Source organism: Mycobacterium sp. 012931, assembly GCF_000419295.1.
GTDB classification, from domain to species: domain Bacteria; phylum Actinomycetota; class Actinomycetes; order Mycobacteriales; family Mycobacteriaceae; genus Mycobacterium; species Mycobacterium marinum.
Genome location: NZ_AOPX01000001.1, coordinates 3,566,319 through 3,582,655, shown reverse-complemented (window position 1 = coordinate 3,582,655; position 16,337 = coordinate 3,566,319). Strand labels below are relative to the sequence as shown.

Below are 16,337 nucleotides of genomic sequence, written 5' to 3'. Positions count from 1 at the left end.
GTCGCGCAAATGGGGCCAACATGCCTATTGTGATGGAAAGCGTTGGGGGAGGTGAGTAAGGTGCACGTCCTGGTTACCGACGCCGCGGGAGCGATCGGGCGGCTGGTCACACGTCAGCTGATCGCTGCGGGACACACCGTAAGCGGTATATCTTCCCACCCACACGACTACCTGGATCCCAACGTCGATTTTGTTTGCGCATCGCTGCGCAACCCAGTGCTATTGGAGTTAGCCAGCGAAGCGGACGCGGTGATTCACCTCGCCCCTGTCGAGAAGGGCGCGCCGGGTGCCGCGGGCATCACCGGCTTGGCACACGTGAGCAACGCTGCGGCCCGCGCCGGCGCCCGGTTGCTGTTCGTGTCCCAGGCCGCGGGCTCACCGGAGCTTTATCAACAAGCCGAGACACTGGTGTCGACCGGTTGGGCACCGAGTTTGGTCATCCGCATTGCACCGCCGGTCGGCCGCCAGCTCGACTGGATGGTGTGTCGCACGGTCGCGACCCTGATGCGCTCCAAGGTCTCCGCCCGGCCGATGCGGGTACTGCACCTCGACGATCTGGTCCGGTTCCTGGTTCTGGCGCTGGACACCGACCGCAATGGTGTCGTCGACCTGGCCACGCCCGACACCACAAACGTGGTCACCGCGTGGCGGCTGCTCGGATCAGTCGACCCGCGGTTGCGGCCGCACCGGGTTCAAGGCTGGTCACAGTTCATCCCTGAGATGGATATCGCTGCAGCACAGGAAGATTGGAACTTTCAGTACGGGTGGCAGGCCACCGATGCGATCGTCGATACCGGCCGTGGCCTGGTCGGGCGCAGACTAGATCCCGCCGGTGCAACCATCGGTTCGGCCCAGTTGGCGCTACCGGTGGAGCCGACACCGCGACTGACGCCCGCCGACGGGACCGCCCTGGATTCCGCGGCACCAGACGGGCTGGAGGGCGAGTTCGACGACCGGATCGACCCGCGGTTCCCAGTCTTCAGCGCGGCCAGTCTCGCCGAGGCGCTGCCCGGGCCGCTGACCCCGATGACCCTGGACGTCCAGATGAGCGGGTTGCGCGCGGCGGGGCGAGCGATGGGCCAAGTGCTCGCCGTTGGCGACGTGGTCGCCGAGGAGTGGGGGAGCCGGGCTATCGCGGTGTTCGGTCATCGCCCCTATGTTGGGGTGTCGGCCAATCTCGTCGCCGCGACCCAATTGCCCGGCTGGAATGAGCGAGCAGTCACCCAGCAAGCATTGGGGGGTAACACCCAGGTCACCGAGCTGCTGCCGTTCGGCCGGCCCCAGCTGACCGGTGGACCCCTGCGGTCGGCGGCCAAGGTGCTGGTGACGGCGCGGTCGCTTTCCCTGTTACGTCATATCCGTGCTGATACGCAGGCTTACGTGACCGCGGCGGCTGACGAACACGTTGGCGCCGAGCAGCTCTCTACGCTGCCCGACGCCAGCCTGGAAGTTCGGATTCGATTGTTACGGGACCGGATTCACCAAGGCTGGATCCTCACGGCGCTATGGGTCATCGATACAGGTGTTACCGCCGCAACGCTCGAGCACACCCGGGCCGGAACCAGCGTCTCCGGTGTCGGCGTGATCATGGAAAGCGGCCGTATCGCCGCGGAGACCGCGGCGCTGACCGAAATCCTGCGCGCCGATGCTCCGTTGTGTGCGCTGGCCCGCGACGGCAACGTCGACAGCATCCGAGCCCTATCGGCATCAGCGGCCGCCGCACTTGACGCTACGGTTGCCCGGCTCGCGCATCGGGGTTGCGGCGAAGCGGAGCTGGCCAACCCGTCTTTCGGTGACGATCCGGCGCTGCTGCTGACAGCGGCGGCCAAAGCCGCAGCAGCACCCGCGACACCGGCGGCGGCGCCGACCTTGTCCCAGCGCTTGGCCGCCAGTGCCCGCGGTTCGCGCGAACTCGCCCATGACACCACCATCCGGTTCACCCACGACCTCCGGATGACTTTGCGCGAACTGGCATCTCGTCGGGTAACGGCCGATCTGATGGACACCATCGATGATGTCTACTACTTGACCGCCGACGAGTTGGTAACCATGCCGGCCGATGCGCGGCTACGAATCAAGCGCCGACGCACCGAACGGGAACGGTTACAGGCTCAGCACCCACCCGAAGTGATTGACGGCAACTGGAATCCCGCGCTTTGACATCGTCGCGGACATTCCAGACACCGCCCGGGTGATCCATCAATCCGGCGATCGCAACGGTGGGCCCTTGGCGCGCCCACGGCCACCAGGACGGTCGCCCGCTAGAACTTGGCAACCAATACCACCCCGCAAACCAGGAACGCACCGCCGAGGGCCCGCCACAGGGTGAGCGGATGAGCGTCCACCCGGAGCCAGCCGAAATGATCGATCAGTAACGACATGATGAGTGCTGCTGTGACCGTGACCCCAATGAACGTGCCCGCGCCCACCTTGTTGACCAATGTCAGGCCCGCATAGACCTGCACCGCTCCGACGAGGCCGCCGACCACGGCCCACCACGGCATCGAGGCGATGTCCTTGGTGGTGGGTAGCAGGTTGGGCATGATGAGGAATGCGCCCACGAAAAATATCGTGATCAGCGCAAACGAAATCGCTGATGCCAGCCATGGGTTGATCATGTGTTTGTACAGTTGCCCATTCATCGCAGCTCCACATGTCTGTAGAGCTCCGCCCAGGATGATGAACGGGATAATCCAGCCTGCACTCATAACTCTCCTAACCACTGCACTACTCGGCTGCCCTCGGTCGTATGATTCCTCACGGCAACACTAGGGGCTCACCGCCGGCGGCGCTTCGCGGCAACGGAGGCCAGGGCGTGGGTTCCGCGCTCGTTACTTGGGCGGCATCGTGCGCACGTAGGCCACGGCGCGGTCCACCCAACTCTGAAGCTGACGTTTGGTTTTGACGCCTTGGCTGGCCACTTGCAGCCAGCGGCGGGTTTCGCGTCCGGCCATGACCATGGGGCTGACGTGATCACGCTCGAGCAGCTTGTCGGCGTCTTCCGGCGGCACTCTGACCAATAGTCCGCCCTGCCCGCTGACGGCAACGGCCATGTGCCCGCCGATGAGAAATGCAAGCCCGCCGAACATGCGCATTTCATCCACGCCGGGCTGTCGAGCCAGCAACTCACGGATCCGGTCGGCCAGGCCGGTGTCATAGGCCATGGTCAGTCCAAATCCACCCGGATGCTCAGCAACTCGCTACCGATCGCCCGAACGACCGCGCTGTTGAGCCGGGGCAGGTTGCCCAGCCGCTGTAGCGGGTCGTCGTCGGGCAATAGGTGAGCGGTTCCGCTTCGCCACTCGCCGTCAAGGCGCACCCGAACCGCTGGGTTAGCCTTGATATTGCGAACGTAATCCGAATGCTCGCCGTGTTCGGAGACCATCCAGAACTGGTTGTCCACCAACTTGCCGCCCACCGCGGTGTGGCGGGGTTGTCCGCTCTTGCGACCGATGGTTTCCAGCATGGTCACCGGCAATTGTCTGCCGATCGGATTGACCACAAGTTTTTGCATGCGATGGACTACTCGGCGTTTGAGATCCCGAAGCTCGGCCATGTCCCTGATTGTGCAGCAGACCGCACGGCACCGCTAGCACCGAGCGCCGCGCTGGGGTGACGCTCAGTGTCGACGGTCACCCCAGCGTGGCATTGGCGACGGTGTCAGGCGGCGACCCCAGCGGCCTCAGCCGCCGGTTCCAGCGCTTGCGCAACGATCTCGGCGACATCGGTCATCGGTTTGACCACTAGTGCGCCCAGCACCTCGGCAGGAACGTCGTCGAGGTCGGGTTCATTGCGAGCCGGAATGAAAACCGTTGACAGCCCGGCACGTTGCGCTGCGAGCAGCTTCTGTTTGACGCCGCCGATCGGCAGCACTCGGCCGTTGAGCGTGACTTCCCCGGTCATGCCGACATCGGCGCGGACCTGACGCCCGGTGGCCATCGAGACCAGCGCGGTCACCATGGTGACACCGGCGGACGGGCCGTCTTTGGGTACCGCGCCTGCGGGCACATGCACGTGGATGCTGCGATCCAGCGTCGTGGGATCCACACCGAACTGCCCAGCGTGAGAGCGCACGTAGGACAGAGCGATCTGCGCCGACTCCTTCATCACATCACCCAACTGCCCGGTCAGTTGCAGCGAACCTTCGCCCGGCCGTGGCGGTCCAGCGGCACCGGCCTCGATGTAGAGCACGTCACCGCCCAGGCCCGTAACGGCCAGTCCGGTGGCCACACCCGGCACCGCGGTGCGTTCAGCGGCCTCGGGGGTAAACCGCGGGCGGCCCAGGTAGCCAACCAGATCGGGCTCGTCGATCGTCGCGGGTCCGGGATCTGCGGCCAACTTTGTGGTCACCTTGCGCAGCACTTTGGCCAGCAGCCTTTCGAACTGCCGCACGCCCGGTTCACGGGTGTAGTCGGCAGCGATCTTGCGCAACGCGGCCTCGGTGATCATGACCTCGTCGTCGCTCAGCGCTGCCCGGTCTCGCTGCCGGGGCAGCAGGTAGTCGCGGGCGATGGCAACCTTGTCGTCCTCGGTGTAGCCGTCGATCTCGACCAGCTCCATCCGGTCCAGCAGGGCCGAGGGAATGTTCTCGATCACGTTGGCCGTAGCCAGAAACACCACATCGGACAGGTCCAAGTCCAGATCCAGGTAGTGATCGCGGAAGGTGTGGTTCTGGGCAGGGTCAAGCACCTCCAGCAGGGCAGCGCTTGGGTCGCCCCGATAGTCGGAACCGACCTTGTCGATTTCATCCAGCAGCACAACGGGATTCATCGATCCCGCCTCGCTGATCGCACGGACGATCCGGCCTGGCAGCGCGCCCACATAGGTACGCCGGTGGCCGCGGATCTCGGCCTCGTCGCGGACACCACCCAGGGCGACGCGCACGAAGCGGCGCCCCAGGGCTCGGGCCACGCTTTCGCCCAAGGACGTCTTGCCGACCCCGGGAGGACCGGCGAGCACCATCACCGCGCCCGAACCACGCCCGCCGACGACCTGCAGTCCACGCTGCGCGCGTCGGGCACGCACCGCCAGATACTCGATGATGCGGTCTTTGACATCGTCGAGGCCGTGGTGATCGGCATCGAGGGTCTCGCGGGCCGCGCTCAAGTCGACCGAGTCCTCGGTCGTGATATTCCACGGCAGCTCGAGCACGGTGTCCAGCCAGGTGCGAATCCAGCCGCTGTCCGGGCTTTGGTCGCTGGCCCGTTCCAGCTTGCTAACCTCACGCAGCGCCGCTTCGCGCACCTTGTCGGGCAGTTCAGCGGCCTCGATACGGGCCCGGTAGTCCTCTGGATCTCCGGCGCCGTCGGGATCACCCTCACCCAGTTCCTTACGAATCGCAGCCAGCTGTTGGCGCAGCAGGAACTCCTTCTGCGTCTTTTCCATGCCCGCCCGCACATCGTCGGCGATCTTGTCGTTGACCTCGACTTCGGCGAGATGGTCGCCGGTCCAATCGATCAGCAACCGCAGACGCTGGGAAACGTCGGCCGTCTCGAGCAACTGGCGCTTCTGCATATCCGCCAGATACGACGCGTACCCGGCGGTGTCCGCGAGCGCAGACGGATCGGTGAGGCTATTGACGTGGTCGATGATCTGCCAGGCCTCGCGTCGTTGCAGCATGGCCACTAACAGCTTCTTGCACTCGGCGGCAAGCGTCTTGGCTTCCTCGGTCGCCTCCGGCTCCGGGACTTCTGTCACCTCGACCCACAGCGCCGCGCCTGGCCCGCTGGCTCCAGCACCGATCTGGGCCCTGCGCTCACCTCGCACGACAGCGGCGGCGCCACCGCCAGCGATCCGCCCAACCTGCAGAATCTTTGCCAAGACGCCGTAGGTGGGGTATCGGTCATCGAGCCGAGGAGCGATCAGCAACTGCCCAGACTCGCTGGCCCGCGCGGCGTCGATCGCCGCTTGTGCGGCATCGTCGAGCGTGATCGGCACGACCATTCCGGGTAGCACGATGGTGTCACTGACGAACAGCACCGGCACTGATATGGCTTGGGGCATCAATCCTCCAATAGCTAGGTCTACTGCGCTTAACCCAGCTGTCGCGCGTTTTGTTCCCCGGCGCAGGCCGATGGCTGATTCCGCCGAACTCGAGCGCGCAGCCTCACGTCGGCAGAGGTATGGGACCCAGTCGCTGCAACTGCGTCACATGCTTGGCCGAGAGTTCTTCCAGGCAGGTCACCCCCAGCAGCCGCATGGTCCGGGAGACGCCGGCGGACAGGATCTCGATCGCGCGTTTGACCCCCGCTTCGCCACCAGCCATCAGCCCATACAGGTACGCCCGCCCAATCAGCGTGCACCGCGCACCGAGCGCGATCGCGGCGACGATATCGGCACCGGACATGATGCCGGTGTCCACCACGATCTCGGTGTCCTTGCCCAGCTCGCGGGCAACCAGGGGCAACAGGTGGAACGGCACCGGCGCACGATCGAGTTGGCGACCGCCATGATTGGACAACACGATGCCGTCGGCCCCGCGTTCCACCACCGCGCGGGCATCGTCGAGGGTCTGGATCCCCTTGACGACCAGCTTGCCTGGCCATTGGGCCTTCATCCACTCCAGGTCGTCGAAGGTGACGCTGGGATCGAACATGGTGTTCAGATACTCGCCGACGGTGCCCGACCAGCGATCCAGTGATGCGAAGGCCAGCGGCTCGGTGGTCAGCAGGTCGAACCACCAATGTGGGTGCGGCAGTGCGTCAAGCACCGTTCGTAGCGTCAAGGCCGGCGGTATCGACATGCCGTTGCGGACATCGCGTAGCCGCGCACCCGCGACCGGAACGTCCACGGTGACCAGCATGGTGTCGAATCCCGCGTCCGCTGCGCGTTTGACCAACGCCATCGAACGGTCCCGGTCCCGCCACATGTAGAGCTGAAACCATTTGCGGCCCTGGGGAACAGCCGCCTGCAGATCCTCTATTGCGCAGGTGGCCAGAGTCGACATGGAAAACGGGATCCCGGCCTCGGCGGCCGCCCTCGCACCGGCGATCTCGCCCTCGGTGTGCATCAATCGAGTGAACCCGGTCGGCGCGATACCGAAGGGCAACGCGACCGGCTTGCCAAAGACGTCCCAGCCGGTACGCACACTCGTGACATCGCGCAGGATCGTCGGGTGAAATTCGATATCGCGGAAGGCCTGCCGGGCACGCTCGATCGACAGTTCGTCCTCGACTGCACCGTCGGTGTAGTCGAACGCCGCTCTGGGGGTACGCCGTTTCGCGACACGGCGCAGGTCCTCGATGGTTAGGGCGGTTTCCAGACGGCGCTTGGTGCGGTTGAACTGGGGCCTCTTGAACTGCATCAGGGGTGCCAGGTCACCCACCCTCGGAAGCCTGCGATCGACAGCCATCAGCGCCTGCGCTCATCCGTGCTCATTCGCGTCATCTAACCAGTGTATCAACGTGGTCGCATGGACTCGACAAGACATCCCTTTGACCTGAAGCGATTCGTCGAGGCACCCGCTGCTACGCCCGCCGGCTCGACCCGCTGACGCTCGCGCAGCTGAATCGCTAGGCGGGTTGCAGGATCCGCCAGCCGTGCCCCTCGACGAGCACCTCGTCGGTGACCTCCTGGGGCGGCGCGGCAGATCCGGCAAGCACCTCGGCGCGAGGGATGCCAAGATCCGGCAGACTCATCCGAAGCGGCTCATCGTCTGCGTTGAGTATGACCACTAGTGCGTTGTCGGCGCTGCCGGTCTGGTAGACGTACTGACGGTTGCGCAATCGTAGTGCGCTGGTGGAGGCCGTGTGTAGCCATGGATAGCGGCGGCGTAGCCCGACCAGGTACTGGTGCAACGCCCAGACCGACGCCTGGTCGTGAGTCAATTCGAATGGGGGAGAGCCGAATTCCGGGCGTATCGCGTCGTCACCGCCGTAGCGCTCTTCCTTGACGGCACGCCAGCCGAATTCGTCACCGGCGTAGATGCTCGGAATTCCACCGACAGTCATCAGAATCACCAGCGCATGGGCTAGGTGCTCGGGACGTTCGAGGCGGCTGGCGATCCGGGTGACGTCGTGATTGCCGATGAAGGTCAGCGGGGCAAAGCTGGCGACAAACTCGTTGTGCCGCTGTAGCGCCCAGTCCAGCTCGAAGAAGTTGCCGTCGTTGAGACCGCTCCAGATCGCCTTCCAAAGTTCGTACTGAGTCACCGAGTCGAAACCGGCGCCCTGCACCGCGGCGGCATAGTCGCCGTGAATTATCTCGCCGACAAACCAGGCCTGCGGATATCGGTCCCGCACTCGGGGCAGGACCTTCGCCCAGAACTGTTGTGGCACCGCGTAGGCCGCATCCAGGCGCCAGCCATCGGCACCGCGTTGCAGCCAGTGCGCCATGACATCGACGACGTAGTCGGCCACCTCCGGGTTGGCATGGTTGAGTGTGATGAGCCCCGAATGTCCTTCGAAGGTACGGAAATTGCCTGCTCGGCCACAAAACCAGCCTGCGGAGGACGGGTCGTCAGCGGCGTGGCGATAGCTGTGGAAATCCACACCGACGTGGTTGAAAACGCCGTCGAGCAGCACCCGCAGTCCACGCCGATGCGCCTCGGCGACGAGGTGGTCGAAATCACCCTCGTCGCCGAGGCGAGGATCGATGCGGAAATGGTCGGTGGTGTCGTAACCATGGGTACGCGAGTCGAAAATCGGGCCCAGGGCAACCCCGGATGCGCCCAACTCGACGGCGTGATCAAACCAGCCAACGAGGCGCCGTAGTCGGTGCTCTCCCGGATCGGGTGGCTGATTGGCGGGAAAAGCACCGACGAAGCCCAGGGGATAGACCTGCCACCAGATCGCGTGCTGCACCCAGGTGGGCTTACTCACGGCGCAACGATCAGCCGACGGCCGCCAGCGTCTGTGCAGCGGTGAGCGCTTGTGCCACACCGCAGACGATAGCCGCCGCCTTCAGCGCCTCCAACACCGCCTCGCGGCCCACACCCGCCTCACGCAGCGTGTGCTCGTGGGCCACGACACAATGGGAGCACCCATTGACCGACGACACGGCAAAGGACCAGAGCTCGAAATTCGCCTTGTCCACGCCCGGGTTGGCGATGATGTTCATCCGCAATCCGGCACGCAGATCGTCGTACTGGCCCTCGAGGAAGCCGCGCCCCCGATAGAACACGTTGTTCATGCCCATGATCGACACGGCTCCCAGCGCCGCCTGGTACGCCTGCGCAGACAGATTGTCAGCCGCCTCCGCACCGATCTCGGCCAGCACCTGCGCATTGCGAGTCGCTGCGGCGCTCGCCAAAAGCGTGCCCCAGAGCTGCTCTTCGTCCAGCACCGTAGTGCGGCTGATCGAGCCCAGGTTCAGCTTGAGATCTTTGGCGTACTCAGGCAACGCTGCCTTGAGGTTTTCGATACTCATGTCTTCTCCGTCCGGTCCTCAGTCTCTGACCAAGCCCCGACTACGCCGAAGCCTTCAGCAGCTCGCCGGCGTCCAGCGTCGGGTCACCCTTGCGCCAGTTGCAGGCACACAGCTCGTCGGACTGCAGGGCGTCGAGCACACGGAGCACCTCGTCGACGTTGCGGCCGACAGATCCAGCGGTGGCCGAGACGAACTGAATCTCGTTGTTGGGGTCGACGATGAAGGTCACCCGGTCCGCGACACCATCGGCGTTGAGCACACCGGTCGCCGCCACCAGCTCCCGCTTGATGTCGGCAAGCATCGGGAAGGGCAGGTTCTTGAGGTCGTCGTGCTGCGCACGCCACTGGAAGTGCACGAACTCGCTGTCGATCGAGACACCCAGGACCTGCGCGTCGCGGTCCTCGAACTCGTCGTTGAGCTTGCCGAAGGCGGCAATCTCGGTCGGGCACACGAAGGTGAAGTCCTTGGGCCAGAAGAACACGACCCGCCACTTGCCCGCGTGGTCGTCACTGGTCACGGTCTTGAAGTAGTCACCGGGCTGCTTGGCGTCGACCTTGGACAGATCGCCACCGATCAACGCAGTCAGGCTGTAGGCGGGAAACTGTTGGCCGATGGTCAGCAGGGACATAACTCTCCTCATTTTCGATTTTTCGCTTTTCGGTATTCCGCACATGGCTTTTGGAGCCCACACCATGTTGCCTGCAGAAGACTGTTAGGTAAAGGTGATGCTTGCCACTATATTGATCGGTATGACCGATAAGAGCTATCGGCCCACCTTGGCCGGGTTGCGCGCGTTCGTCGCGGTAGCGGAAAAGCAGCATTTCGGCAGCGCGGCAAATGCTCTCGGCGTCAGTCAGTCGACGTTGTCGCAGGCGTTGGCGGCACTGGAGGCCGGACTCGACCTTCACCTCGTCGAACGATCGACCAGGCGGGTTTTCTTGACGACCGAGGGCAGATCGCTGCTACCTCACGCCCAGGCCGCGGTGGAAGCCGTGGAAGCCTTCACCACAGCCGCTGCGGGAGAGGCGGATCCGCTCAACGGCAGCATCCGGTTCGGCATCATCCCCACCGTTGCTCCGTATGTGCTGCCCACGGTACTAGCCGGGCTGACCCGGCGTCTGCCCACCCTGACGGTACGAGTGATTGAAGACCAGACCGAGCGTCTGCTGACCGCCCTGCGCGAAGGTTCACTCGATACGGCCCTGATCGCGCTGCCCGCCGACTATGGCGGTCTCACGGAAATACCGATCTATGAAGAGGATTTCGTGCTGGCGCTACCGCCTGGGCATCCGATGGCGGACCGGCACGGAGTCCCTGTCGCGGCACTGTCCGAGCTGCCGCTGCTGTTGCTCGATGAGGGGCACTGCCTGCGCGACCAGGCTCTGGATGTCTGCCAGAACGCCGGCGTCCGGGCTGAGCTTGCCGATACCCGGGCAGCTTCGCTGGCGACCGCCGTCCAATGCGTAAACGGCGGCCTGGGCGTAACACTGATCCCACAGAGCGCGGTGTCCGTCGAGGCTGCGCGTAGCCGCGTCGGCCTCGCGCACTTTGCCGCGCCCACTCCGGGGCGACGCATCGGTCTGGTCTACCGCGCGTCCAGCGGTCGCGACGAGGCCTATCGGCAGCTTGCGGCAATCATGGGCGAATCGATCAGCAACGAACAGCAGGTGCGCCTGGTCAACTGAGCCTGCGGGGGTAGGTTCGGCCTATGGAGGACCTATGGAGAAGATAATCGCCATCCTCATGCACACGGACCCCAGCGAGCAGTGGTGCGCTCGCCAACGCGGTCCCGTTGCCGAGTCGTTGTTGGCGCTGGGCCTGCCCGGACTGTCGGTCAATGTCCGCGACGGCGCGGTATGCGAGTCGCTGATGACTCTGGCCACACTGGACCCACCGGTCGCCGCGGTAGTGAGCGTGTGGACCCAGCAGTGCTACGGCGACCAGGTAGCCGAAGCGCTGCGATTGCTCGGTGCCGAATGCCAATCGCTGGGTGCCTACCTGGTGACCGAGTCGGTGCCACTGGTCGCGCCGAGAGTCCAACCCGGCAGTCGCACACCTGGATTAGCCAACATCGCGTTGCTGCGTCGGCCCGCCGCGCTAGATGAACCAACCTGGCTGGCCCGCTGGCAGCATGACCACACGCCGGTGGCGATTGAGACCCAGTCGACCTTTGGCTACACGCAGAACTGGGTGGTACGGACCCTCACCCCAGGGGCACCAGAGGTCGCGGCCATCGTCGAGGAACTGTTCCCGATGGCGGCAATCACCGATCTGAAGGCATTCTTCGGCGCCAGCGATGACGGCGACCTGCAGCACCGGCTCGGCAGGATGGTGGCCAGCACGGCCGCATTCGGCGCCAACGAGAATATCGACACCGTTCCCACCAGCCGCTATGTGTTCAAGACACCGTTTACATGCGAGGAGCGTCAATGACAACACTCAACGACGCAGTCGGCCTGGCGACCGCGGATCGCGGCCTCGCCGTTGTCTCCACCGTTCGCGCTGACGGCACCGTTCAGGCTTCGTTGGTCAATGTCGGCCTGCTGATGCACCCCGACCACGGCAGACCGGCCCTGGGCTTTGCCACCTACGGCAAGGTCAAACTCGCCAACCTGCGGGCTCGACCTCAATTGGCCGTCACATTTCGCAACGGATGGCGGTGGGCGACGGTGGAGGGCGGCGCGGAGCTGGCCGGTCCGGACGACTCCCAGCCATGGCTGGCCGACCGCGAACAGCTGCGACTGCTGCTTCGCGATGTCTTCATTTCGGCCGGTGGCACCCACGACAACTGGGACGAATACGACCGGGTGATGGCCGAGGAACGACGAACCGTGGTGCTCATCGAGCCGACCCGCATTTACGGCAACGGCTAGGCTGCAGCCGTGACGCTGCAGATCGATGATGACAACCGCGTACGCACGCTCACGCTGAACCGTCCCGAGGCGCTCAACGCATTTAACGAAGCCCTCTACGACGCGACCGCCCAGGCCCTCTTGGACGCGGCCGACGATCCGCAGGTTGCCGTGGTCTTGCTGACCGGCTCGGGTCGCGGCTTCAGCGCTGGCACCGATCTTGCCGAAATGCAGGCTCGCATCAACGATCCAAATTTCTCCGAGGGGAAATTTGGCTTCCGTGGTCTCATCGAAGCACTCGCCGGGTTCCCAAAGCCCCTGATTTGCGCCGTCAACGGGCTTGGCGTCGGGATCGGCGCCACCATTCTGGGCTATGCCGATCTGGCTTTCATGTCCTCGACAGCGCGCCTGAAGTGCCCCTTCACCAGCCTCGGCGTGGCTCCCGAAGCGGCCTCGTCCTATCTTCTGCCGCAACTGGTGGGCCGCCAGAACGCGGCTTGGTTGCTGATGTCCTCGGAATGGATTGACGCCGAAGAGGCACTGCGGATGGGCCTGGTCTGGCGAATCTGCAGTCCTGAGGAACTGCTACCAGAGGCGCGTCGTCATGCCGAAATACTTGCTGCCAAGCCGATTTCCAGCTTGATGGCGGTCAAGCACACGATGGTCGAACCCAACCGTGCCCAGATCGCGGCGGCCAGCGCACGAGAGAACGCGCACTTCGCGGAGCTGATGGGCGCTCAAGCCAACGCCGCTGCCCTTGCCGATTTCACCGATCGCCGGCGACCGTAAACCGACGAAAAACCCACTATCGGGGCACGCTCAGACTGCCGCGGGTTGGGCTGCGGCCGCGATAATGGCCCGCAGCGTGCGGCGGCAACGCCCGCAGTCGCTGCCGGCACCGCATGCGGCGGCGATCTCCTTGGAGGTTGCCGCACCGCGGGCGACGGCATCACAGACGGTCTGATTGGTGGCGCCGACGCAAAGGCACACGTACATCAGCAAGCCCCCATCAGATGCTCGCTCACGCCACCGAATGACGTGTCTTCACAAACTGCCGGACGAACGCACCGCATATTAGTGGAGTCTAACCTAACTAGGTTAGTTGAGTCTAACCTAAGAATCCTGAAGCTCAAGGCAGACGACGCGCCGATCGCGTCCAAAAAATCCGCTGCTAGCCTCGCCTGCTGAACTAGATTTGAGTTTGGCACCCGAAAGGCACAGCCAGAACACAGCATGGTGACGCTCCAGCCCAGCCCACCTGCTGCGGTAAGACATGACAGCCTGCTACCCCCTAGGAGTGATCATGCAAGGTGATCCCGATGTTTTGCGCCTGCTCAATGAGCAATTGACCAGCGAGCTCACCGCTATCAACCAGTACTTCTTGCACTCGAAGATGCAGGAGAACTGGGGGTTTACCGAGTTGGCGGCCCACACCCGCGACGAGTCCTTCGACGAGATGCGCCACGCCGAGGCGATCACCGATCGAATCTTGTTGCTGGACGGATTGCCCAACTACCAGCGCATCGGCTCCTTGCGAGTCGGCCAAACGCTGCGCGAGCAGTTCGAGGCCGATCTCGCGATTGAATACGAAGTGGTGAACCGGCTCAAGCCCGGAATCATCATGTGCCGCGAAAAGCAGGACAGCACCAGCGCGGTGCTTTTCGAGAGCATCGTGGCCGACGAGGAAAAGCACATCGACTACCTGGAGACCCAGCTGGAGCTGATGAACAAGCTCGGCGAGGAGCTGTACTCCGCACAGTGCGTCTCGCGCCCGCCGAGTTGATCCCGGCCGTGGTCCGTCCCCAGGCGCAGCGCGGGGCTAGTCGAACATCCATCCGATGATATGCCCGTGCGGCTGGCTGACCTCTCGGCCAGCTTGACCGCCTCGTCTGCCGGAACCGGGTCGCGGCGATGCGCCTGTTCATCGCCCCGTACCGGTGCGCCCGGCCACCGCCCGACGTGAATGCGAAAGCCCTTTGGCCGAGGCGATTTCGTCGCAGCCGCAGTCGGGCGCTGCCGCGCCGGGATACTGCGCGCACCGCCGATGGCATCCCGGTGGGTAATACGTCTGAACGGGGAGGCCACCGGCGTACGTGGGGCTTGTCGAGTTCTGGATCAGCGCGTTTAGGCAACCGCTGCGCCATCGACGGCCATCTCGAAAGACGGGACCCTGAGCCCGGAACGCACTGACCAAACCGGCCAGCGCGGGCGTAGCATCGCGCCATCAGCCGCATCGGAACATTCGCCGACGATGACGTCGCCGGCTGGATTCAGAAATCACCCGAGCTCGGTGGTGCGCTTGCTGCCTTCAGCCGCGCCGTGTACACCAGCAACCGATTGCCACTGCGAACTCGGGAACTCGCGCGTGCTGTGATTGCCGACAACAACGAATGCGTCGTATGCGCCAATACCCGCGATGCCGACGGCCCGGCGGCCGGAGTCGACGAGGAACTCTATGATCATGTCGCCGAATGGCGTACCTGGCCCGGCTACAGCGAACAAGAGCGGCTGGCAGCCGAATTCGCTTACCGGTTTGCCACCGAGCACACGGTATTGCGCGATGACGAAGACTTCTGGCGCCGCGCCACCGAACACTTCTCCGAAGACCTGCTTGCCGACCCGGCCTTGTCGTGTGCGCTGTGGGTGGGCATGGGGCGGGTCCTACGCACCTTGGACATCGGCCAAGCGTGCATGCTCACCCTGCCCAGCCGCGCCTAGCCGCGCGTCCACGCGGTCCGGGCGGCAAGGCGCTACACAATGACTTCCATGACAGCAACACCGCTTGCCGCCGCGGCGATCGCTCAGCTGGAGGCCGAGGGCGTCGACACGGTCATCGGCACCGTGATCAACCCCGCCGGCCTCGCGCTGGCCAAGACCGTGCCGGTGCGCCGGACCAACACATTCGCCTATCCCGGCCTCGGTGCCAGTCCGACGTGGCACGGCTTCGCCGTGGACCAAAGCGGTATCGCGTTCAGTGATGAAGTGGGCGTCATCGGCGACCAACGCCTGCGTATCGACCTGTCCGCCCTACGGGCAATAGGAGACGGATTAGCGTGGGCGCCTGCCGCTTTCTTCGAGCAAGATGGCGCCCCCGTTGCCGCGTGCACCCGCGGCACGCTCGCACGGATCGAGGCCGCGCTCGAGGAAGCGGGCATCGAGGCGATGGTGGGCCACGAAATCGAATTCCTCGTGGTCAACCCGGACGGTACTCAGCGGCCGTCGACAATGTGGGCGCAGTACGGTCTTGCCGGGGTGCTCGAGTATGAGCATTTCGTGCGGGACGTCAACGCTTCGGCAACCGCCGCCGGTGTCGGGATCGAGCAGTTTCACCCGGAGTATTACGCCAACCAATTCGAAATCTCCCTAACACCGCATTCCCCGGTCACCGCCGCCGACCAGCTGGTGTTGGCGCGGATCATCATCGGCCGCGCCGCCCGTCGGCACGGACTACGCGTCAGCCTGTCCCCAACACCCTTTGCCGACAATGTTGGTTGCGGCGCGCACCAGCACTTTTCGTTAAGCACCGCCGAGGGCCCGATGTTCTCAGAGGGCGCCGGCGCGGCCGGGATGACAACGGCGGGCGAAAGCGCGGTCGCCGGTGTACTGCGCGGTCTGCCGGAGGCCCAGGGGATTCTGTGCGGATCGATCGTCTCCGGCTTACGCATGCGCCCCGGTAACTGGGCTGGCGCCTATGCCTGCTGGGGTACCGAAAACCGGGAGGCGGCAGTTCGATTCGTCAAGCACGTCCCCGGCGCCGCCTATGGCGGCAACGTTGAAGTGAAAATCGTTGACCCCTCTGCCAACCCGTACCTTGCATCGGCCGCGATTCTTGGGCTGGCACTCGACGGCATCCAGCGGAAAGTCAGCCTTCCGCAGGAGACGGTGATTGACCCGGCAAAACTCTCCAATGCCGATCGCGACCGCGCCGGCATCTTGCGGCTGCCCGACGATCCGCGCGAGGTTATTACCGCGCTGGACAATTCGCAGACGATGCGGCGCGTGCTCGGGGATGCCTCAATCGACGCCGTCGTTGCGGTCCGCAAACTGATGCAGGAACGCTACACCGACCTGAACCCCGAACAGCTGGCCAACAAGTTCCGCATGGCCTGGAGCCTGTGA

Annotated in this window: 17 protein-coding genes; 8 read left to right on the top strand and 9 right to left on the bottom strand. The window is 64.5% G+C overall.

Going from position 1 to position 16,337, the window contains the following annotated elements; translation table 11 throughout:
* Positions 1-60 precede the first annotated feature (60 nt).
* Complete coding sequence (locus tag MMSP_RS15850; RefSeq protein ID WP_020787447.1) at positions 61-2,160, top strand: NAD(P)H-binding protein; 2,100 nt, start codon at positions 61-63, stop codon at positions 2,158-2,160.
* A gap of 101 nt (positions 2,161-2,261) precedes the next feature.
* On the opposite strand, the gene MMSP_RS15845 is transcribed toward MMSP_RS15850, so the two are convergent.
* From MMSP_RS15845 to MMSP_RS15810, 8 genes are all read right to left on the bottom strand, one after another.
* A complete protein-coding gene (locus MMSP_RS15845) occupies positions 2,262-2,708 on the bottom strand; it encodes a DMT family transporter (protein WP_036426590.1) in 447 nt (148 codons plus the stop codon).
* Positions 2,709-2,831: 123 nt separating this feature from the next.
* The gene (locus MMSP_RS15840; protein ID WP_015355523.1) at positions 2,832-3,164 is read right to left on the bottom strand and encodes a TfoX/Sxy family protein; all 333 of its coding nucleotides are present in this window, start codon (positions 3,162-3,164) and stop codon (positions 2,832-2,834) included.
* A gap of 2 nt (positions 3,165-3,166) precedes the next feature.
* Positions 3,167-3,556 (bottom strand): nitroreductase family deazaflavin-dependent oxidoreductase, encoded by a 390-nt coding sequence (locus MMSP_RS15835; RefSeq protein ID WP_011740869.1) that lies wholly within the window; start codon positions 3,554-3,556, stop codon positions 3,167-3,169.
* A 104-nt stretch (positions 3,557-3,660) separates the two neighbouring features.
* Complete coding sequence (gene lon, locus MMSP_RS15830) at positions 3,661-6,003, bottom strand: endopeptidase La (protein WP_020787445.1); 2,343 nt, start codon at positions 6,001-6,003, stop codon at positions 3,661-3,663.
* A gap of 103 nt (positions 6,004-6,106) precedes the next feature.
* Entirely contained in the window at positions 6,107-7,351 is a 1,245-nt protein-coding gene (locus tag MMSP_RS15825; RefSeq protein ID WP_036426588.1) for an alpha-hydroxy acid oxidase, read from the bottom strand.
* A 160-nt stretch (positions 7,352-7,511) separates the two neighbouring features.
* Complete coding sequence (locus tag MMSP_RS15820; protein WP_020787443.1) at positions 7,512-8,819, bottom strand: alpha-amylase family protein; 1,308 nt, start codon at positions 8,817-8,819, stop codon at positions 7,512-7,514.
* A gap of 10 nt (positions 8,820-8,829) precedes the next feature.
* On the bottom strand, positions 8,830-9,366 hold the full coding sequence (locus MMSP_RS15815) for an alkyl hydroperoxide reductase (protein ID WP_012394462.1): 537 nt from the start codon (positions 9,364-9,366) through the stop codon (positions 8,830-8,832).
* A gap of 40 nt (positions 9,367-9,406) precedes the next feature.
* Positions 9,407-9,994, bottom strand: coding sequence for a peroxiredoxin (locus tag MMSP_RS15810; RefSeq protein WP_012394463.1), 588 nt, complete (start codon positions 9,992-9,994; stop codon positions 9,407-9,409).
* Positions 9,995-10,115: 121 nt separating this feature from the next.
* On the opposite strand from MMSP_RS15810, the gene MMSP_RS15805 reads away from it, so the two are divergent.
* The 4 genes from MMSP_RS15805 to MMSP_RS15790 are packed head-to-tail and all read left to right on the top strand — an operon-like array spanning position 10,116 to position 13,007.
* Positions 10,116-11,051, top strand: coding sequence for a hydrogen peroxide-inducible genes activator (locus MMSP_RS15805; RefSeq protein ID WP_036426586.1), 936 nt, complete (start codon positions 10,116-10,118; stop codon positions 11,049-11,051).
* 34 nt (positions 11,052-11,085) lie between these two features.
* A complete protein-coding gene (locus tag MMSP_RS15800; RefSeq protein WP_020787441.1) occupies positions 11,086-11,799 on the top strand; it encodes an EthD domain-containing protein in 714 nt (237 codons plus the stop codon).
* Entirely contained in the window at positions 11,796-12,239 is a 444-nt protein-coding gene (locus MMSP_RS15795) for a TIGR03618 family F420-dependent PPOX class oxidoreductase (protein ID WP_011740861.1), read from the top strand. Before MMSP_RS15800 ends, MMSP_RS15795 begins: the two co-directional genes overlap by 4 nt.
* Before the next feature lie 9 nt (positions 12,240-12,248).
* A complete protein-coding gene (locus MMSP_RS15790; RefSeq protein WP_020725293.1) occupies positions 12,249-13,007 on the top strand; it encodes an enoyl-CoA hydratase/isomerase family protein in 759 nt (252 codons plus the stop codon).
* Positions 13,008-13,037: 30 nt separating this feature from the next.
* Here MMSP_RS15790 and MMSP_RS15785 read toward each other — a convergent pair whose 3' ends face one another.
* Positions 13,038-13,214 carry a bacterioferritin-associated ferredoxin gene (locus MMSP_RS15785; RefSeq protein ID WP_012394467.1) on the bottom strand — a complete coding sequence of 59 codons (177 nt, stop codon included), beginning with the start codon at positions 13,212-13,214 and terminating at the stop codon, positions 13,038-13,040.
* Positions 13,215-13,521: 307 nt separating this feature from the next.
* Between MMSP_RS15785 and bfr the strand changes: the two genes are divergently transcribed.
* The 3 genes from bfr (at position 13,522) to MMSP_RS15770 (ending at position 16,337) form a co-directional block, all read left to right on the top strand.
* Complete coding sequence (gene bfr, locus MMSP_RS15780; protein ID WP_012394468.1) at positions 13,522-14,001, top strand: bacterioferritin; 480 nt, start codon at positions 13,522-13,524, stop codon at positions 13,999-14,001.
* A 440-nt stretch (positions 14,002-14,441) separates the two neighbouring features.
* Positions 14,442-14,936, top strand: a complete 495-nt coding sequence (locus MMSP_RS15775) for a carboxymuconolactone decarboxylase family protein (RefSeq protein WP_036426583.1) — start codon at positions 14,442-14,444, stop codon at positions 14,934-14,936.
* Between the two features lie 48 nt (positions 14,937-14,984).
* Positions 14,985-16,337, top strand: a complete 1,353-nt coding sequence (locus MMSP_RS15770) for a glutamine synthetase family protein (protein WP_036426581.1) — start codon at positions 14,985-14,987, stop codon at positions 16,335-16,337.